General features: G+C 74.5%; 1 protein-coding gene. It reads left to right on the top strand.

The window, feature by feature from the left end:
* The first annotated feature begins 103 nt into the window (after positions 1–103).
* A complete protein-coding gene (locus ACRAKJ_RS24970) occupies positions 104–22,297 on the top strand; it encodes an SDR family NAD(P)-dependent oxidoreductase (protein WP_438919374.1) in 22,194 nt (7,397 codons plus the stop codon).

Below are 22,297 nucleotides of genomic sequence, written 5' to 3'. Positions count from 1 at the left end.
CATTTCGCTGTCGTGCAACCACTCTTCGAGCCGCGGTCGTCGTGGACCGCATTCATTTCGTCCGGAACGGCTCGCATTCGCGCGTGCGGTGGGGGAGGGCCCGATGGAGATTTCCGAAGATGGCCGTATCGCGATCATCGGAATGTCCTGCCGGTTGCCGCAGGCGCCCGGCACCGACGCCTTCTGGCGGTTGCTGCGGGAAGGGCGGGACGCGGTCACCGCGCCGCCCCCGGGACGCGCGGGGCGACTGCCGGCGGGGTTCCTCGACGACGTGGCGGGGTTCGACGCGGCGTTCTTCGGGATCTCACCGCGCGAGGCGGCGGCGATGGACCCGCAGCAGCGCCTGGTGCTGGAGCTGGCGTGGGAGGCGCTGGAGGACGCGCGCGTCGTCCCCGGCACGCTCGCCGGCGGCCGGACCGGCGTGTTCATCGGCTCGACCTGGGGCGACTACGCGGCGCTGAGCCGACCCACCCCGCACACCACGACCGGCACGAACCGGGGCGTCATCGCCAACCGCGTGTCGCACTTCCTCGGCCTGCGGGGCCCCAGCCTGACCGTCGACTCCGCGCAGTCCTCCGCGCTGGTCGCCGTGCACCTCGCGGTCGAGAGCCTGCGGCGCGGCGAGACCGGGTTGGCGCTGGTCGGCGGGGTGAACCTGAACCTCACCGCCGACCGCGAGACGAGCGCGGTCGAGTTCGGCGGGCTGTCCCCGGACGGCCGCGGCCGCACCTTCGACGCCGGTGCCGACGGGTTCGCGCGCGGCGAGGGTGGTGGCGTGCTCGTGCTCAAACCGCTGGCCGGGGCGCTCGCCGACGGCGACCCGGTGCACGCGGTCATCCTCGGCAGCGCGGTGAACAACGACGGCGCGACCCCCGGCCTCACCGTACCCAGCGCCGACGCCCAGGCCGAGGTCGTCCGGGAGGCGCTGAGCCGGGCGGGCGTCCGGCCCGACGACGTGCAGTACGTCGAGCTGCACGGGACCGGCACCCCCGTGGGCGACCCGGTCGAGGCCGCCGGTCTCGGCGCCGCCCACGCCGGCCGGGCCACCGAGCTGCTGGTCGGCTCCGCGAAGACCAACGTCGGCCACCTCGAAGGCGCCGCCGGGGTGGTCGGCCTGCTCAAGACCGTGCTGAGCATCCGGCACCGGGCGCTGCCCGCGAGCCTGCACCACGACACGCCCAACCCCGCGATCCCGTTCGACGCGCTCAAGCTGCGCGTGCCGACCGAGCTGACGGCGTGGCCGCGCCCCGACCGGCCGCTGGTCGCCGGTGTGTCGTCCTTCGGCATGGGTGGGACCAACGCCCACGTGATCGTCGCCGCCGCACCGGGAGCGGTCGCCGCCGCACCGGGAGCGGGGGCCGCCGCACCGGGAGCGGGGGCGCCGCCCGACGCGGCCGGGACGTCCGCGGTCCCGTGGGTGCTGTCGGGCCGGACGCCGCAGGCGTTGCGCGCCCAGGCCGCCCGCCTGCGCGACCACCTCGCCGCCCGCCCCGGGCTGTCGCCCGCCGGGGTCGGCCTCGCCTTGGCCACCACCCGCACCCACTTCGCGCACCGCGCCGCGGTGATCGGCGACCGGGCGCTCGACGCGCTCGCCGAAGGCCGCCAGGCACCCGGGCTGGTCACCGGCCGCGCCGAGGGGCGGGGGCGCACGGTGTTCGTGTTCCCCGGCCAGGGCGCGCAGTGGGTCGGCATGGGTCGCGAGCTGTACGGGACCGAACCGGTGTTCCGCGCCGCGGTCGACGCGTGCGCCGAGGCCCTCGCCCCGCACACCGACTGGTCCCTGGTCGACGTCCTGCGCGACGGCCCGCTGGACCGCGTGGACGTCGTCCAGCCCGCCCTGTTCGCGATGACGGTCTCGCTGGCCGCGCTGTGGCGTTCGTACGGCGTCGAACCCGACGCGGTGGTCGGCCATTCACAGGGTGAGATCGCCGCCGCTCACGTCGCCGGCGCGTTGTCATTGGCCGACGCGGCCCGAGTCGTGGCTTTGCGCAGTCGCGCGCTTACCACGCTGGCCGGGCGAGGTGGAATGACTTCCGTCACACTTCCGGTGGAAGAAGTCGAACGGCTCCTGGTGCCCTGGAAAAACCGGTTGACGGTCGCCGTGGTGAATTCCGCCGATTCGGTCGTCGTGTCCGGCTCGGTGACCGCGTTGGCGGAGTTGACGGCGGAATGCGAGAAAGCGGGCATTCGGACGCGCGCCGTTCCGGTCGATTACGCCGCCCATTCGGCGCAGGTGTCCGCCGTCCGGGAACGGTTGCTCGCCGATCTGGCGGACGTGCGCCCCCGGACGGGCGAAGTGCCGTTCTGCTCGGCGGTGACCGGTGGGCCCCTCGACACCGCGGGGCTGGACGCCGACTACTGGTACCGCAACCTGCGCGACCCGGTCCGCTTCGACCTGGCGACCGCCGCGCTGCTGGACACCGGCCACGACGTGTTCATCGAGGTGAGCCCCCACCCGCTGTTGACACCCGCGATCGAGGGGGCGGGCGTCGTCACCGGGACGCTGCGCCGCGACCACGGCGGGACCCGCGACTTCCTGGCATCCGCGGGCCTGGTCTTCGCCTCCGGCGGGCACGTCGACCTCACCGCCGCCTTCCCGGTGACGACGAGGCCGGTGGACCTGCCCACCTACGCGTTCCAACGCCGCCGTCACTGGCTGGACACCGCGCCGCCCGAACCGGCGGCGGCACCGGCCACCGAGCCGAGCGCGGCCCGGACGGCCCGGCCGAGCGCCGACCCGGACACCGACCCGGGCGTTCACCCGGGCGTTGACCCGAGCGCCGATCCCGACGAGCAGGTGACCGCCGCCATCGCGGCCGTCCTCGGGCACGCGGACGTCGCCGACATCGACCCCTCGCTCACCTTCAAGGAGTTGGGTTTCGACTCGGTCATGGGCGTCGAGCTGCGCGACCGCGTCAACGGCGCGCTCGGCCTGCGGCTGCCGTCCGGGCTCATCTACGACCACCCGACGCCCGCCGCCCTGCTGGCGCACCTGCGCGGCGGCAGGGCCGACGAACCCGGACCCGTCACCGCGCCGAACGACGACCCGGTCGTCATCGTCGGCATGGGCTGCCGGTTACCGGGTGGGGTCGGCTCGCCGGAGGACCTGTGGCGGTTGGTCGAGCGCGAAGGCGACGTGATCGGCGACTTCCCCGCCGACCGGGGCTGGGACCTGGCCCGGCTCCACGACCCCGAACTGCGCAGCGGCCGCACCAGCGCCGTGAGCAAGGGAGGGTTCCTTGACAACGCGGCCGGGTTCGACGCCGGGTTCTTCGGGATCTCGCCGCGTGAGGCGTTGGCGATGGACCCGCAGCAGCGCCTGGTGCTGGAAACCGCGTGGGAGACGTTCGAGCACGCGGGCATCGACCCGACCGCCCTGCACGGCAGCCGGACGGGCGTCTACACCGGCATCTGGTCCTCGGGCTACGCGGTCGGCACGCCCGTACCGGAGGACGTGGAGGGCTACCTCATCACCGGCACGGCCACCAGCGTCACCTCCGGCCGGGTCGCCTACCACCTGGGCCTGCGCGGTCCGGCGCTGTCGGTGGACACGGCGTGCTCGTCGTCGCTGGTGGCGATGCACCTGGCGGCGCAGGCGCTGCGGTCGGGGGAGTGCGACCTGGCCCTGGCGGGCGGTGTCACGGTCATGGCGACCCCGGACGTCTTCACCGAGTTCTCCCGGCAACGCGGGCTCGCGCCCGACGGCCGCAGCAAGCCGTTCTCCGCGTCCGCCGACGGCACCAGCTGGAGCGAGGGAACCGGTCTGGTGCTGCTGGAGCGCCTGTCGGACGCGCGGCGCAACGGCCACCGCGTGCTGGCGGTCGTGCTGGGCAGCGCGGTCAACCAGGACGGAGCGTCCAACGGCCTCACCGCGCCCAACGGGCCCTCGCAGGAGCGCGTGATCCGCGAAGCGCTGGCGAACGCCGGACTGCGGCCGTCCGACGTGGACGCCGTCGAGGCGCACGGCACGGGCACGACGCTCGGCGACCCGATCGAGGCCCACGCGCTGCTGACCACCTACGGCCAGGACCGCGCGGAGCCGTTGTGGCTGGGGTCGGTGAAGTCGAACATCGGCCACACCCAGGCCGCCGCCGGTGTCACGGGTGTGATCAAGGTGGTGATGGCGCTGCGGCACGGGGTCCTACCCCGCACGCTGCACGTGGACGAGCCGACGCCGCACGTGGACTGGACGGCCGGGAACGTCCGCCTGCTCACCGAGGCCACACCGTGGCCGGAGACCGGCCGGCCGCGCCGGGCCGCCGTGTCCGCGTTCGGCATCAGCGGTACGAACGCGCACGTCATCCTGGAGCACGCGCCGGAGTCCCCGGAGTCCTCGGAACCCGTCGTCGACGTCCCGTTGTGGTTGGTGTCGGCGAAGAGCGAGTCGGCGTTGCTGGAGCAGGTGCGGCGGGTGCGGGAGTTCGCGGCCGATCGTCCCGGTGTGGTGGGGATCGGTCGGGCTTTGGCGCGGCGTGCCCGGTTCGCGCATCGTGCGGCGGTCCTGGGGTCGGACGTGGTGACGGGCGTGGTGGGGTCGCTGCGTCGGACGGTGTTCGTGTTCCCGGGTCAGGGCGCGCAGTGGGTCGGTATGGGTCGTGAGTTGTACGTGGTCGAGCCGGTGTTCCGGGAGGCGATCGACGCGTGTGCGCAAGCCCTTGCGCCGCACGTGGGCTGGTCGTTGGTGGAGGTCCTCGACGGCGGCGAGTTGGACCGCGTGGACGTGGTGCAGCCGGCGTTGTTCGCGGTGATGGTCGGTTTGGCCGCGTTGTGGCGTTCCTACGGCGTCGAGCCGGATGCGGTGGTGGGTCACTCGCAGGGTGAGATCGCGGCGGCTTATGTGGCTGGGGCGTTGTCGTTGGAGGACGCGGCTCGGGTGGTCGCGTTGCGCAGCAAGGCTTTGGTGGCGATCTCGGGTCTGGGCGGCATGGTCTCGGTCGGCTTGCCGGCGGACTCGGAGTTGCTGTCGCGGTGGGGTGATCGGCTGTCGGTCGCGGTGGTGAACTCGTCCACCGCCGTGGTCGTGTCGGGTGAGCCGGACGCGTTGGCGGAGTTGTTGGAGGTCTGCGACCGGGAGGACGTGCGGGCTCGACGCATTCCGGTGAGCTACGCGGCGCACTCAGCCCAGGTGGAGGCGGTCCGGGAACGGTTGTTGGCCGATCTGGCGGACATCAGGCCGTTGGAGGCTCGGGTTCCGTTCCGCTCCACGGTGGACGACGGACTGGTGGAGACCGCCGACGCCGAGTACTGGTACCGCAACCTGCGTGAACCGGTGCGGTTCGACCGGGCCGTGGAAGCGCTGGCCGCGTCCGGGCACGACGTCTTCGTCGAAGTGAGCCCGCACCCGGTGCTGGTGCCCGCGCTGGACGCCGCGGTCGTCACCGGCACCCTGCGCCGCGACCGGGGCGCGCACGAGGAGTTCCTCACCGCGGCCGGACGGTTGTTCGTCGCGGGCCTGGACGTGGACTGGACGTCCGCCCTGCCGCCCGCCGGCCGCGTGGACCTGCCCACCTACGCCTTCCAGCACGAGTCCCACTGGCTCACGTCGGCGGCACCGGCGGACCCGTGGCGGTACGAGGTCGCCTGGTCGCCCGTGGCACCCGCCGGAACCCCGACCGGGCGGTGGTCGGTGCTCACGCCCGACGGTCACCACCCGTGGGTCGACGCCGCGGTAGCGGCGTTGCGGGACAACGGCGTCGAGATCGTCCACCCGGCCGACGAGGCGGACGGGGTGCTGTCCTTCCTGGCCTTCGACGACTCACCGCACCCCGACCACCCGGCCGTGCCCGCCGGGCTCGCCCGGACCCTGGAGGCGGTGCGGCGGCGGTCCGCGCCCCTGTGGTGCGTGACGCGCGGCGCGTTCGGCGACCACCCGCGACAGGCGCTGGCGTGGGGGGTGGGCCTCTCGGCGGCGCTGGAGTTCCCGGACCGCTGGGGTGGCCTGGTCGACGTCCCGGACACCCCCGACCCGGTCTCCGTGCGCCGGCTGCTCGCCGCGATCACCGGCGCGGAGGACCAGCTCTCGATCCGTCACGACGGCGTCTTCGCCCGCAGGCTCCGCCGCGCCCACCCGACCCCGCCGGTCCGCACCTGGCGACCGGGGGGCACCACCCTGGTCACCGGCGGCACGGGCGCACTCGGCGCACAGGTGGCCCGGTGGCTGGCCGCCCAGGGCGCGGAACACCTCGTCCTGGTCAGCCGCGGCGGCGCGGACGGCGCGGCCGACCTGCTCGCCGATCTGGCCGCGACCGGGACGCGCGTCACGGTGGCCGCGTGCGACGTGACCGACCGCGACGCCCTCGCCGCCCTGCTCGACGGGATCGGCGAGGTCCGGTCCGCGTTCCACACGGCGGGCGCGATCAGGGCGAGCCGGTTGGCGGACGACGACCTGGCCGGGTTCGCCGACGTGATCGACGCCAAGGTCACCGGTGCGAACAACCTGGCGGACCTGCTGCCCGACCTCGACGCGCTCGTGCTGTTCTCCTCGACGGCCGGGGTCTGGGGCGACGGCCACGGCGCGGCCTACGCGGCCGGGAACACCTACCTCGACGCCCTCGCCGCACAGCACCGCGCGCAGGGCCGGGCGACCACGTCGGTGTCGTGGGGCATCTGGGCCGAGGGCGGCATGGCCGCGCTGGAGTCGGTCCAGCGGCAACGACGGCTGCTCGGCCTGGGCGAGATGGCGTCCGGGCGTGCGCTCGCCGCGCTGCGCGCCGTGCTCGACCAGGACGTGCCGCACGCGGTGGTCACCCCCGTGGACTGGGCGGCGTTCACTCCCGCCTACACCAGGCAGCGGCCCGGCACCCTGCTCGCCGACCTGCCCGAGGCGCGGGTCCGCGAGGAACGCGCCGAGCCGGTCGCCGTGCGGCCGGGCACCGACGTCCTCGCCCTGGTCCGGACGCACACGGCCGCCGTGCTGGGGCACGCCTCGCCGGACGTCGTCGACACCGGTCGGGCGTTCAAGGACCTCGGGTTCGACTCGCTCACGGCGGTGGAGCTGCGCAACCGCCTCGGCGCGGCGCTGGGCCGCACGCTGCCCGCCACCCTCGTCTTCGACCACCCCACGCCCGAACGCCTCGCCGCGCACCTGCGCGGGGAGGGCACCGCGGCGGTCGTCACCCCGACCAGCGCGACCGACGAACCCCTCGCGATCGTCGGCATGGGCTGCCGCTACCCCGGCGGCGTCGAGTCGCCCGACGACCTGTGGCGGCTCGTGTCCGAGGGCGCGGACGCCATCGGCACGTTCCCCGACGACCGGGGCTGGGACCTCGAACGCCTCCACGACCCCACCGCGACCCGCCCGCGCACCTCGACCACCCGGCACGGCGGGTTCCTCGCCGACCCGGCCGGTTTCGACGCGGAGTTCTTCGGGATCTCGCCGCGTGAGGCGTTGGCGATGGACCCGCAGCAGCGGGTGTTGTTGGAGACGGCGTGGGAGGCGTTCGAGCACGCGGGCATCGACCCGACCTCGTTGCGCGGCAGCCGGACCGGGGTGTTCACCGGCATCTGGTCCACCGGGTACGCCACCGGCCCGATCCCCGACGACCTGGAGGGCTACCAGGTCACCGGCACGGCGACCAGCATCGGCTCCGGCCGCCTGGCCTACCTGCTCGGCCTGGAAGGACCCGCGCTGTCGCTGGACACCGGCTGCTCGTCGTCGCTGGTGGCACTGCACCTGGCGGCGCAGGCCCTGCGGTCGGGGGAGTGCGACCTGGCCCTCGCCGGCGGCGTGACGATCAACGCCACCCCGTCGCTGTTCACCGAGATGTCCCGGCAGGGCGCGAGCGCGCCGGACGGCCGCAGCAAGTCCTTCGCCGCCGCGGCCGACGGAGCCGGGTGGGCCGAGGGGGCGGGTCTGGTGCTGGTGGAACGGCTGTCGGACGCGCGGCGGCGCGGTCACCGGGTGTTGGCGGTGCTGGCGGGGACGGCGGTGAACCAGGACGGGGCGTCGAACGGGTTGACGGCTCCGAACGGTCCGTCGCAGGAGCGGGTGATCCGGCAGGCGTTGGCGAACGCGGGTCTGCGGCCGTCCGATGTGGATGTGGTGGAGGCGCACGGCACCGGCACGACGCTGGGTGACCCGATCGAGGCGCAGGCGTTGTTGGCCACGTATGGGGCCGACCGCGCGGAGCCGTTGTGGTTGGGGTCGGTGAAGTCGAACATCGGTCACACCCAGGCCGCGGCGGGTGTGGCGGGTGTGATCAAGGTCGTCGAGGCGATGCGGCACGGTCTGCTGCCGAAGACGTTGCACGTGGACGAGCCGACGCCGCACGTGGACTGGTCGGCGGGGAACATGCGGCTGCTCGCCGAGGCGACACCGTGGCCGGAGACCGGGCGGCCACGACGGGCCGGGGTGTCCGCGTTCGGGATCAGCGGTACGAACGCGCACGTCATCCTGGAGCACGTGCCGGAGTCCTCGGAACCCGTCGACGTCCCGTTGTGGTTGGTGTCGGCGAAGACCGAGTCGGCGTTGCTGGAGCAGGTGCGGCGGGTGCGGGAGTTCGCGGCTGCTCATCCGGGTGTGGTGGGGATCGGCCGGGCTCTGGCGGGGCGTGCCCGGTTCGAGCACCGGGCGGTGATCCTCGGGCCGGACGTGGTGACGGGGGTGGCGTCCGGGCTCGGCAAGTCGGTGTTCGTGTTCCCGGGTCAGGGTGCTCAGTGGGTGGGTATGGGTCGTGAGTTGTACGCGGCCGAGCCGGTGTTCCGGGAGGCGATCGACGCCTGTGCGCAGGCTCTCGCGCCGCATGTGGACTGGTCGTTGGTGGAGGTCCTGGGCGGCGGCGAGTTGGACCGCGTGGATGTGGTGCAGCCGGCGTTGTTCGCGGTGATGGTCGGTTTGGCCGCGTTGTGGCGTTCCTACGGCGTCGAGCCGGATGCGGTGGTGGGTCACTCGCAGGGTGAGATCGCGGCGGCTTATGTGGCTGGGGCGTTGTCGCTCGATGACGCGGCGCGGGTGGTCGCGTTGCGCAGTAAGGCTTTGGTGGCGATCTCCGGTCTGGGTGGGATGGTGTCGGTGGCTGTGCCGCCGGACTCGGAGTTGTTGTCGCGGTGGGGTGATCGGCTGTCGGTGGCGGTGGTCAACTCGTCTACGGCCGTGGTCGTGTCGGGTGAGCCTGGCGCGTTGGCGGAGTTGTTGGAGGTCTGCGGCCGGGAGGACGTGCGGGCTCGGCGTATTCCGGTGAGCTATGCGGCGCATTCGGCGCAGGTGGAGGCTCTTCGCGAACGTCTGCTGGCCGATCTGGCGGACATCAGGCCACTCGCCGCGCAGGTTCCGTTCTATTCCACGGTGACCGATGGCCTGGTGGGAATGGTCGATGCCGAGTACTGGTACCGCAACCTGCGTGAACCGGTGCGGTTCGACCGGGCCGTCGAGGCGTTGACGACGGCAGGGCACGACGTGTTCGTGGAGGTGAGCCCGCACCCGGTGCTGGTGCCCGCGCTGGACGTCCCGTTCGCCACCGGCACCCTGCGCCGCGACCACGGCGACTTCCGCACGGCCCTCGCGGCGCTGGTCGTGCGCGGCCACGACCTGCCCCCGGCGGCACCGGGCCGGATCACCCTGCCCACCTACCCGTTCCGACGCACGCGGTACTGGCTCACCAGCACCGCTTCGGAGTCCAGCCTCGGGCACCCGTTGCTCGACGACCTCGTCCCGCTGCCGGACGGGGGCGCGGTGCTGACCGGTCGGCTGTCCACCCGCACCCACCCGTGGCTGGCCGACCACGCGGTCGACGGCACGGTCCTGCTGCCCGGAACGGCGTTCGTGGAGCTGGTCACCACGGCCGGACGCGCGCTGGGGCACCCGGCCGTGGCCGACCTCGTCCTGCACGCGCCGTTGGTCCTGACCGACCGGCCCACCCCCGTCCAGGTGTCCGTGGGCGCGCCGGACGACGCGGACCGGCGGCCGGTGTCGGTGCACTCCCGGGTCGACGGCGAGTGGACCCGCCACGCGTCCGGGACGCTGGAACCGGGTCGTCCCGCCACCGCGTCCCCGTGGACGCCCGGCGGCGCGCAGGTCGATCCGGACGCCTTCTACGACCACCTCTCCGCCCTCGGCTACCAGTACGGCCCGGCGTTCCGGGGCATCCGCACGCTTGAGCACGGTGACGACGAGGTGTTCGCCGAGGTGCACGTGCCCGACGGCACCGGGTTCGGCCTGCACCCGGCGTTGCTGGACGCGGCGCTGCAACCGGTCGTCCTGCTGCACCCTGACCACCGGGTGCGACTGCCGTTCTCCTTGACCGGTGTGGCCGTGCACGCGCTGGGCGTCTCGGTGGCCCGGGTCCACTTGGCGCGCACCGGACCGGACACCTTCACCGCGACCGTGACCGACCTCGCGGACGCGCCGGTGGCGACCATCGACGCCCTGACCGTGCGCCCGGCCGCCCGGGTCACGCTGCTGCGGACGGACTGGGTGCCGCCGGCCGAGGCCCCGCCCGTGCCGGTGCGGCTCGCGCCGGTCCTCGCCGGGGCGGCCGACGCCGGGTCCGCGCACGCCCTCACCCGGCAGGCCCTGACCCTGGTGCAGGACCACCTGCGCTCCGACGACCCGGCCCGCCTGGTGGTGCCCGTCCGCGCGGCGGACCCGGCGGGCGCGGCGGTGCGCGGTTTGGTCCGCAGTGCCGCCGCCGAGCACCCCGGGCGGTTCGCGCTGGTCGAGTTGGACGGCGACGCGACACCCGAGCAGGCGGCGACCGCCGCCGCGGTGGCGGGTGACGAGCCGGAGTTGGCCCTGCGCGGCGGCACCGCCCTCGTGCCCCGGCAGGCGTCGTTCAGCCCGCGCCCGCCGTCGCTCGACGGCCCGTGGCGGCTGGTCGAGTCCGGCACGGGCAGCCTGGACGACCTGGTGTTCGCCGACGTCGCCGAAGGGCCGCTGGAACCGGGCCAGGTGCGCGTCCGGGTGCGCGCGGCGGGGGTGAACTTCCGGGACGTGCTGATCGCGCTGGGGATGTACCCCGGCGCGGCACCGCTGGGCGGTGAGGCCGCCGGGACGGTCCTGGACGTCGGTCCGGGTGTTCCCTTCCGTCCCGGTGATCGGGTGTTCGGGTTGGTGCCGGGTGCGTTCGGTCCGCGTGCGGTGGCGGACCACCGGTTGCTGGCGCCGGTCCCGGACGGGTGGTCGTTCGGGCAGGCGGCGGCCGTGCCGGTGGCCTTCCTGACGGCGTGGCACGGCCTGGTCGACCTCGGTGGCCTGCGGGCCGGTGACCGCGTGCTGATCCACTCCGGCGCGGGTGGCGTCGGCGTGGCGGCGATCCAGTTGGCGCGGCACCTGGGTGCGGAGGTGTTCGCGACGGCGAGTCCCGGCAAGTGGGACGTGCTGCGCGGCTTGGGGTTGGACGACGGGCACATCGCCTCGTCGCGGACGGTGGAGTTCGAGGGGCGTTTCCCGGGTGTGGACGTGGTGTTGAACTCGTTGGCGGGTGAGTTCACCGACGCGTCGTTGCGGCTGCTCGCGCCGGGCGGCCGGTTCGTGGAGATGGGCAAGACCGACGTCCGCACCCCCGAAGGGGTGAACTACCGGGCGTTCGACCTCAACGACGCCGACCCCGCGCACCTGGGCGAGGTGCTGGCCGAAGTGCTGCGGCTGTTCGCCGAGGGCGTGTTCCGGCTGCCGCCGATCGCGACCACCGACCTCCGGCGCGCGGCGGACGCGTTCCGGCTGATGAGCCGGGCCGGGCACGTCGGCAAGCTCGTGCTCACCGTGCCCGACCTCGCCGAGGGCACGGTGCTGATCACCGGTGGTACGGGGACGTTGGGGTTGGCGGTGGCGCGGCACCTGGTCGAGCGGCACGGTGTCCGGCGGTTGGTGCTGGTGAGCCGTCGTGGTGGTCCGGTTCCGGTGTTGGACGCCGAGGTGCGGGTGGTGGCGTGCGACGTGTCGGATCGCGGGCAGGTCGCGGAGTTGGTGGCGTCCGTCCCGGACCTGAGGGTGGTGGTGCACGCCGCCGGGGTGCTCGACGACGCCGTGGTGGAAGGGCTCACCACCGAGCGGCTGGCCGGGGTGCTGCGGCCCAAGGTGGACGGCGCGTGGCACCTCCACGAGCTGACCGGCGACCTGGACGCGTTCGTGCTGTTCTCCGCCGCCGCCGGCGTGCTGGGCACCCCCGGGCAGGCCAACTACGCGGCGGCCAACTCCTACCTCGACGCCCTGGCCCGGCACCGGCACGCACTCGGCCTGCCCGCCGTGTCGATGGCGTGGGGGTACTGGGCCGAGAGCAGCGGGATGACCGCGCACCTCACCGCGACCGACGAGGAGCGCTTCGCCCGCGCCGGCATCGCGCCGATGACGACCTCGCAGGCGCTCGCGCTCTTCGACGCGGCCCTGGCCGGCGGTGAACCGGCCGTGACCACCGCCCACCTGACCACCCGCACGACCCGCGCCCTCCCGCCGCCCGCCGCGCCGGAGGCCGACCTGCTGGCGCTGGTCACCACCCACACCGCGGCCGTGCTCGGGCACACCCACGCCGCCGCGGTCACCCCCCGGCTGGCGTTCCGGGACCTGGGCTTCGACTCGCTGACGGCGGTGGAGCTGCGCAACCGGTTGGCGTCGGCGACCGGGCTGCGGTTGCCCGCCACGCTGGTCTTCGACCACCCGACCCCCGAGGAGCTGGCCGACCACCTGCGTGACCGGGTCGCGGGCACCCGCCGCGAGGTGGCCGCCCCGGTGGTCCAGGCGGTGGACGACGACCCGGTGGTGATCGTGGGTATGGGGTGTCGTCTGCCGGGTGGTGTGGGGTCGCCGGAGGGTTTGTGGCGGTTGGTGTCGGGGGGTGTGGACGCGATCGGCGGGTTCCCGTCTGATCGTGGGTGGGATGTGGAGCGGTTGTTCCACCCTGATCCGGATCATCCGGGGACGAGTTATACGCGTTCGGGTGGGTTCCTGTCGGATGTGGCGGGGTTCGACGCGGAGTTCTTCGGGATCTCGCCGCGTGAGGCGTTGGCGATGGACCCGCAGCAGCGGGTGTTGTTGGAGACGGCGTGGGAGACGTTCGAGCACGCCGGGATCGACCCGACCTCGCTGCGGGGAAGTCAGACCGGGGTGTTCACCGGGCTGTGGTCCTCCGGGTACGGGGGCAACGCCGACCTCGCGCCGCGTGACGCCGAGGGCTACCTCGCCACCGGCATCTCGCCGAGCGTGACGTCCGGCCGGGTCGCCTACCACCTGGGCCTGCGCGGTCCGGCGCTGTCGGTGGACTCCGCGTGCTCGTCGTCGCTGGTGGCGATGCACCTGGCGGCGCAGGCGCTGCGGTCGGGGGAGTGCGATCTCGCGCTGGCCGGTGGCGTCACGGTGATCGTGAACCCGTTGGGGTTCACCGAGTTCTCGCGCCAGCGCGGGCTGTCGGCCGATGGCCGGTGCAAGGCGTTCTCCGCGTCGGCCGACGGCACCGGCTGGGGCGAGGGCTCCGGGCTGGTGCTGCTGGAACGGCTGTCGGACGCGCGCCGCAACGGTCACCGGGTGCTGGCGGTGTTCGCCGGATCGGCGGTGAACCAGGACGGCGCGTCGAACGGCCTCACCGCGCCCAACGGCCCGTCGCAGGAACGGGTGATCCGGCAGGCGTTGGCGAACGCCGGTCTGCGACCGTCCGATGTGGATGCGGTGGAGGCGCACGGGACCGGCACGACGCTGGGTGACCCGATCGAGGCGCAGGCGTTGTTGGCCACGTACGGGGCTGATCGTGCGGAGCCGTTGTGGCTGGGCTCGCTCAAGTCGAACATCGGGCACACCCAGGCCGCCGCCGGTGTCGCCGGTGTGATCAAGATGGTGATGGCGTTGCGGCACGGCGTGCTGCCGAAGACGTTGCACGTGGACGAGCCGACGCCGCACGTGGACTGGTCGGCCGGAGACGTGCGGCTGCTCACCGAGGCGACGCCGTGGCCGGGGACGGGTCGTCCGCGCCGCGCGGGGGTGTCGTCGTTCGGGGTCAGCGGCACGAACGCGCACGTCATCCTCGAACAGGCACCGGATGCTCCGGTGGACGTCGTGGACCTGCCCTGGGTGGTGTCGGCGAAGAGCGAGACCGCTTTGCTGGAGCAGGTGCGGCGGGTGCGGGAGTTCGCGGCGGCCCGGCCTGGGGTGGCGGGGATCGGTCAGGCCCTGGCCGGTCGGGCGCGGTTCGAGCATCGTGCGGCGATCCTCGGGTCGGACGTGGTGACCGGTATGGCGGGGTCGCCGCGCCGGACGGTGTTCGTGTTCCCTGGTCAGGGCGCGCAGTGGGTCGGCATGGGTCGTGAGTTGTACGTGGTCGAGCCGGTGTTCCGGGAGGCGATCGACGCGTGTGCGCAGGCTCTCGCGCCGCATGTGGACTGGTCGTTGGTGGAGGTCTTGGACGGCGGCGAGTTGGACCGCGTGGATGTGGTGCAGCCGGCGTTGTTCGCGGTGATGGTCGGTTTGGCCGCGTTGTGGCGTTCCTACGGCGTCGAGCCGGATGCGGTGGTGGGTCACTCGCAGGGTGAGATCGCGGCGGCTTATGTGGCTGGGGCGTTGTCGTTGGAGGACGCGGCTCGGGTGGTCGCGTTGCGCAGCAAGGCTTTGGTGGCGATCTCGGGTCTGGGCGGCATGGTCTCGGTCGGCTTGCCGGCGGACTCCGAGCTGCTGTCGCGGTGGGGTGATCGGCTGTCGGTGGCGGTGGTCAACTCGTCCACCGCCGTGGTCGTGTCGGGTGAGCCTGGCGCGTTGGCGGAGTTGTTGGAGGTCTGCGGCCGGGAGGACGTGCGGGCTCGGCGTATTCCGGTGAGCTACGCGGCGCATTCGGCGCAGGTGGAGGCTCTTCGCGAACGTCTGCTGGCCGATCTGGCGGACATCAGGCCACTCGACGCCCAGGTTCCGTTCTATTCCACGGTGACCGATGGCCTGGTGGGAATGGTCGATGCCGAGTACTGGTACCGCAACCTGCGTGAACCGGTGCGGTTCGACCGGGCCGTCGAGGCGTTGACGACGGCAGGGCACGACGTCTTCGTGGAGGTGAGCCCGCACCCGGTGCTGGTGCCCGCGCTGGACGTCCCGTTCGCCACCGGCACCCTGCGCCGCGACCACAGTGACTTCGACACCGCTGCCGCTCGGCTGTTCGTCGCCGGCGTGGACGTCGTCTGGCCCGCGCCCCCCGGACACCTGGACCTGCCCACCTACCCGTTCCAGCACGAGCACTACTGGATGAACGCCTCGGCGGGGTCCGCCGACGTGGTCGCGGCCGGGCTCGACGCGACCGACCACCCGCTGCTCGGCGCGGCCGTGGAACTCGCCGCCGGCCGGGGCGTCGTGCTCACCGGGCGGCTGTCCACCGCCACCCAGCCGTGGTTGGCCGACCACGCCGTCCACGGGTCCGTGCTGCTGCCCGGCACCGGGTTCCTGGAACTGGCCCGGCGCGCCGGGGACCAGGTCGGCCGGCCCGTGGTGGAAGAACTGCTGCTGGAGGCCCCGCTGGTGCTGGGTCCGGTGTCGGTCCAGGTCGTGGTCGACGGGAACGAGGTCACGATCCACTCCCGCACCGACGACACCTGGGTGCGGCACGCTCGCGGCACGCTCGGCGTCGAGGTGCCCGCGACACCGGCGTGGACCTGGCCGTCGGACGCCGAACCCGTCGACCTCGCCGGTTTCTACGACGACCTCGCCGCTCGCGGCTACGAGTACGGCCCGGCGTTCGAGGGCGTGCGCGCGGTGTGGCGGCACGGTGCCGACCTGCTCGCCGAGGTCGCGCTGCCCGCCGAGGTCACCTTGCCCGCCGATGACGCGTTCGACCTCCACCCGGCCCTGTTCGACGCCGCGTTGCAGCCCCTCGCGCTGGTCGCCGCCGGTGCGGTGCCGTTCTCGTTCGCGGGGGTCGCGGTGCTGAAAGCGGGCGTGTCCGCGGTGCGGGTCCGGCTCACGCCGACCGGGCGCGACACCTACCGGGTCGTGCTGGCCACCGACGCGGGCGAACCCGTCGCCGTGGTGGAGGCGCTGACCGTGCGGCCGATGACGGCGGACTTCCGGGCGCGCGACAACCGCCTGTTCCGCCTCGACTGGGTGCCCGTCACCGCGCCGCTCGTCCCGCACGCGGCCGTCCCGCACACGGTCGTCCACCACGTGGTCAGCCCGTCCGGGATCGATCCGGTCCGGGCCGCGCACACCCTCGTGGAGGAGACCCTGGCCGTCGTCCAGGACTTCCTGCGCACCTCGGCGGACGGCAGGCTCGTCGTCGTCACGCGCGGCGCGGTGGACGGGGGCGACCTCGCCGCCGCGTCGGTGTGGGGGCTGGTCCGGGCCGCCGAGGCCGAGCACCCGGGTCGGTTCGCGCTGCTCGACGTCGACCACGACGGCGAGGTCCTGGTGCCCGCCGACGAGTTCCAGGCGGCGGTCCGGGGTGACGCGGTGCTCGCGGCCCGGCTCACGCGCGTGGCGGCCGAACCCGGCACCCTCGACCCGGACGGCACCGTGCTGATCACCGGCGGCACCGGCACCCTGGGCCTGCTGCTGGCCCGGCACCTGGTGGCCCGGCACGGCGTCCGGCGGCTCGTGCTGCTGGGCCGCCGGGGTGGTGCGGTGGAGATCGAGGGCGCGGACGTGTCCGTCGTCGCGTGCGACGTGACCGACCGGGCCGCGCTCGCCGACGTGCTCGCGGAGATCCCCGACCTGACCGCCGTGGTGCACGCGGCCGGCGTGCTGGACGACGGCGTGGTGACCTCGCTGACCCCGCAGCGCCTGCACGACGTGCTGCGGCCCAAGGTCGACGCCGCGTGGCACCTGCACGAGCTGGTCGGCGACGTGAAGGCGTTCGTGCTGTTCTCCTCGGCGGCCGGGGTGCTCGGCGGGCCGGGGCAGGCCAACTACGCCGCCGCCAACGCCTTCCTGGACGCGCTCGCGGCCCACCGGCACGCCCTGGGCCTGCCCGCCGTGTCGCTGGCGTGGGGCCAGTGGGCGCAGGACAGCGGCCTGACCGGTCACCTCACCGACGCCGACCGGGCCCGCCTCGAACGCTCCGGCGTCGTGCCGATGTCCACCGAGCACGCGCTGGCGCTGTTCGACGCCGCCCTGGGCGACGGCGGTCCCGCGCTGGTGCCCGCCCGCCTCGACCTGACGGCCCCGGCGCTGCGCGGGCTGACCCGCCGCGCCCGCCGGGGCGCGGACACCGGCTGGGCGGGCCGGCTCGCGTCGCTGCCCGAGGCCGACCAGCACGCCGTGGTGCTCGACCTGGTCGGTTCGCACACCGCCGTGGTCCTGGGCCGGTCCGGGGCCGTCGCCCCGCAGCGGGCGTTCAAGGACCTCGGGTTCGACTCGCTGACCGCCGTCGAGCTGCGCAACCGGCTGTCCGCCGCGCTCGGCGTGGCGCTGCCCGCGACCGTGACGTTCGACCACCCGACCCCGGCCGCCCTGGCCGAGCACCTGCGCCGGGTCCTGCTGGGCCGGGAGCGCCGGGTCGAGGAACCGGTCGCGGCGGCCGTGACGGGCGACCCGGTGGTGGTGGTCGGGATGGGGTGCCGGTACCCGGGTGGTGTCGGTTCGGCGGCGGAGTTGTGGGGGTTGGTGTCGGGGGGTGTGGACGCGATCGGCGATTTCCCTGCCGACCGGGGTTGGGACCTGGCGGGGTTGTACGACCCGGAGGGTGGTCCGGGGACGAGTTACACGCGGTCGGGCGGGTTCCTGGGTGACGCGGCGGGGTTCGACGCCGGGTTCTTCGGGATCTCGCCGCGTGAGGCGTTGGCGATGGACCCGCAGCAGCGGGTGTTGTTGGAGACGGCGTGGGAGGCGTTCGAGCACGCCGGGATCGACCCGACCTCGTTGCGCGGCAGCCGGACCGGCGTGTTCACCGGCATCTGGTCGTCGGGTTACGGCGGCGGGGCGCAGGCCGCCGACCTGGAGGGCTACCTGTCCACCGGTACGGCCACGAGCGTGACCTCGGGCCGGGTGTCCTACCTGCTGGGGCTGGAAGGTCCGGCGGTGTCGGTGGACACGGCGTGTTCGTCGTCGTTGGTGGCGATGCACCTGGCGGCGCAGGCGCTGCGGTCGGGGGAGTGCGACCTGGCCCTGGCCGGCGGGGTGACGGTGATGGTGACGCCGTCCGGGTTCGTCGAGTTCTCCCGTCAACGCGGTCTGGCCCCGGACGGGCGGGTCAAGTCGTTCGCGGACGCGGCCGACGGCACCGGTTGGGCGGAAGGCTCGGGGCTGGTGCTGCTGGAGCGGCTGTCGGACGCGCGCCGCAACGGTCACCGGGTGTTGGCGGTGCTGGCGGGCACGGCGGTGAACCAGGACGGGGCGTCGAACGGGTTGACCGCGCCCAACGGTCCGTCGCAGGAGCGGGTGATCCGGCAGGCGTTGGCGAACGCGGGTCTGCGACCGTCCGACGTCGATGCCGTCGAGGCGCACGGGACCGGTACGACGCTGGGCGACCCGATCGAGGCGCAAGCCCTCCTGGCGACCTACGGCGCCGACCGCGCCGAACCGCTCTGGCTGGGGTCGGTGAAGTCGAACATCGGGCACACGCAGGCCGCGGCCGGTGTCGCCGGTGTGATCAAGATGATCGAGGCCATGCGTCACGGCACGCTGCCGCGCACCCTCCACGTCGACCGGCCCACCACGCACGTGGACTGGGAGAGCGGTGACGTGCGGCTGCTCACCGAGGCGACGCCGTGGCCGGAGACGGGGCGTCCGCGCCGCGCGGGGGTGTCGTCGTTCGGGATCAGCGGCACCAACGCCCACGTGATCCTGGAGCAGCCGGAGCCGGAGCCGGAGGCCGTTGTGTCGCCGGTGTGGGTGCCGTGGTTGTTGTCGGCGAAGTCTTCGGAGGCGGTGCGGGCGCAGGCGGTGCGGTTGCGGGGGTTCGTGGGTGATCCGGCGGTGGGTGCGGCGTTGGCGTCGCGGGCGCGGTTGCCGTACCGGGTCGCGCTGACCGACCCGGACCGGCTCGCCGCCGACCTCGACGCCGTGGCGCGGGGTGACGCGGTGGTCGAGACGGGCGGCGGCAGGACCGCGTTCGTGTTCTCGGGCCAGGGGGCGCAGTGGTCCGGCATGGGGCGACGCCTCCACGACGCCCAGCCGGTGTTCGCCCGGGTCCTGGACGAGGTGTGCGACCGGCTCGACCTGCGGCTGTGGGACGTCGACCTGGACCAGACGCGGTACACGCAGGCGGGGTTGTTCGCGATCGAGGTGGCGCTCTACCGGCTGGTCGAGTCGCTGGGGATGCGCCCGGACTACCTGGTGGGGCATTCGGTCGGGGAGATCGCCGCCGCGCACGTGGCCGGGGTGTTGAGCCTGGAGGACGCCTGCACGCTGGTGTCCGCGCGAGGGCGGTTGATGCAGGAACTGCCGCCGGGCGGGGCGATGGCGTCCCTGCGCGCCTCGGAGGCCGAGGTCGCGGGGACGCTGCCCGAGGGCGTGACGATCGCGGCGGTCAACGGCCCCGACGCCGTGGTGGTCTCCGGTGACGAGGACGCGGTCCTGGCGGTCGCGGACCGGTGGGAGCGGCCGGGCCGGCGGACCCGGCGGCTGGCCGTGAGCCACGCGTTCCACTCGGCCCGGGTGGAGCCGATGCTCGCCGAGTTCGCCCGGGTCGCCGAAACCCTGACCTACCACCCGCCCACGCTCCCCGTCGTGTCCACGGTGACCGGCGACCCCACCGACATGACCACCCCGGCCTACTGGGTGCGCCAGGCGCGGGAGGCGGTGAGGTTCGGCGACGCGCTGGACTGGTTGCGCGGCAACGGCGTCACGGCGCTGCTGGAGATCGGCCCGCACCCGTCGCTGGTGCCCAACGCGGTGATGCGGCGCGACGACGAGGACCGCGTCCTGGCCGCGCTGGGCCGGGCGTGGGCCGAGGGCGCGGAGTGGACCCTGCCCACCGGGCACGCCGAACTGCCCGCCTACGCGTTCCGGCACGAGCGGTTCTGGCTGACGCCCACCGGGAGCGCCGACGTCGCCGCCGCCGGGCTCGGCACCGCCGACCACCCGCTGCTGGGCGCGGTGGTGGAGCTGCCCGACGACCAGGGCGTCGTGCTGACCGGGCAGCTGTCGCCGACCGCCCAGCCGTGGCTGGCCGAGCACCGGGTCCTCGGGTCCGCGCTGCTGCCGGGCACGGCGTTCGTGGAGCTGGCCCTGCGGGCGGGGCGGGAGGTGGACTGCCCGGTGGTCGCGGAACTGGTGCTGGAGGCCCCGCTGGTGCTCGACGGCCCGGTCGACGTGCGCATCGCGGTCGGTCCGCCGGTCGACGGGCGGCGCGGCGTCACCGTGCACTCGAAGACCGACGGCGACTGGGTGCGGCACGCCACCGGCGCGCTGGCGGCGGGGAGCGCGCCGCCGGAGCCGTGGACCGGGACCGGCGACGCGGTCGACCTCGACGGGTTCCACGACGCCCTGGCCGACGCCGGGTTCGAGTACGGGCCGACCTTCCGCGGCCTGCGCGCGGTCGGCCGGGCGGGCGACGACCTGTTCGCCGAGGTCGAGCTGCCCGTCGACGCCGACCGGTTCGCGCTGCACCCGGCGCTGCTGGACGCCGTCCTCCAGGCGGTCACGGTCGCCGACGACCGCCCGAAGGTGCCGTTCTCGTTCACCGGGGTCGCGGTGTGGGCGGCCGGCCGCTCCGCCGTCCGCGCCCGGCTGGCCGCCACCGGCCCCGACACCTACCGCGTCAGCCTCGTCGGCCCGTCCGGCGAACCGGTCGCCGACGTCGAGTCCCTGACCCTGCGCGCCCCGGCGGCCACCCGGCGCGACCACGCCCTGTACCGGGTCACCTGGCCGGAGGCACCCACCCCGCGGGTCCGGGAGTCCGACCGCTACCACCACGCCACCGACCCGGTGGACGCGTTGCGGGCCGTGCAGGACTTCCTGGCCGCACCGGGGGACGCCCGCCTGGTGGTGGTCACCCGCGACGCGGTGTCGGTGCACGGCGAGGACGTCGACCCGCGCGCCGCCGCCGTGTGGGGCCTGGTCCGCTCCGCCGCCGCCGAGCACCCCGGGCGGTTCGCCCTGGCCGACACCGACGCCGACCCCCGGCCCGCCGCGGGCGACGAGACGGAGGTGGCCGTCCGCGCCGGGCGGACCCACGTGCCCCGCCTCGAACGCGCCGAGGTCACGGCCCCACCGCCCGCGTTCGACCCCGGCGGCACGGTGCTCGTCACCGGCGGCACGGGCGGCCTGGGCGCGACGGTCGCCCGCCACCTCGCCGCCCGGCACGGCGTCACCCGCCTCGTGCTGGTCAGCCGCCTCGGGCCGGCCGCGCCGGGCGCCGCCGACCTCGCCGCCGAGCTGGGTGCCGAGGTCGTCGCCTGCGACGTGGGCGACCGCGCCGCCGTGGCCCGGCTCCTCGCCGAGCACCCGGTCACCGCCGTCGTGCACGCGGCCGGCGTGCTGGACGACGGCGTGGTCGAGTCCCTGGACGCCGACCGGTTCGCCGCGGTCTGGGCGGCCAAGGCCGACGCCGCCCGCCACCTGCACGAGCTGACCGGCGACCTGGACGCGTTCGTGCTGTTCTCCTCCGCCGCCGGGGTGCTCGGCGGGCCGGGGCAGGCCAACTACGCCGCCGCGAACGCGTTCCTCGACGGCCTGGCCGCGCACCGGCACGCCCGCGGCCTGCCCGCCGTGTCGCTCGCGTGGGGCCAGTGGGCGCGGGGCGGCATGACCGACGGGCTCACCGACCTCGACCGGCGGCGGATCGCCGCCGCGGGCGTGGCGCCGCTGGACACCGACGCCGCCCTGGAGTTGTTCGACGCCGCCCTGGCCGCCGGGGAACCGGCGCTGGTGCCGATCCGGTTCGACCCGCCGGCCCTGCGCCGCCTCACCGACCCGCCCGCGGTGCTGCGCTCGCTGGTCCGCCCGCGCCACCGCGCGGCGAACCCGACCGGGGACGTGCGCGACGTGGTGCTGCGCGCGGTCGCCCACGTCCTCGGCCACGCCTCCTCCGCCGCCGTCGCCCCGCGCCAGGCGTTCACGGACCTCGGGTTCGACTCGCTGACCGCCGTCGAGCTGCGCAACCGGCTCACCGCCGCGACCGGGCTGGCGCTGCCCGCCACGCTCGTCTTCGACCACCCGACCCCGGAACGGCTCGCCGAGCACCTGCGCGACCGCCTGGACGCCGCCGCGCCGGACCCCGTGCTGACCGCGCTGGACCGGCTGAAGTCCACCCTGGACAGCGCCGGGGAGGGCGCCGACCGCGACGGGATCGCCGCGCGCCTGGCGGAGCTGCTCGCGTCGTGGACGGCCGGGCACGACCCGGGCGGCGCCGACGGCGACCTCGACGACGTCACCGACAGCGAGCTGTTCGACCTGCTCGACGACGAGCACCGCAAGACCCAGGTCATCAGATCCGGTGAGCACCGCGAGGCGGGGGAGTAG

The sequence above is a fragment of the Saccharothrix sp. DSM 118769 genome (genome assembly GCF_052936295.1).
Note: the sequence above shows the minus strand (reverse complement) of the source record. Positions and strands in the feature narration are given on the sequence as shown.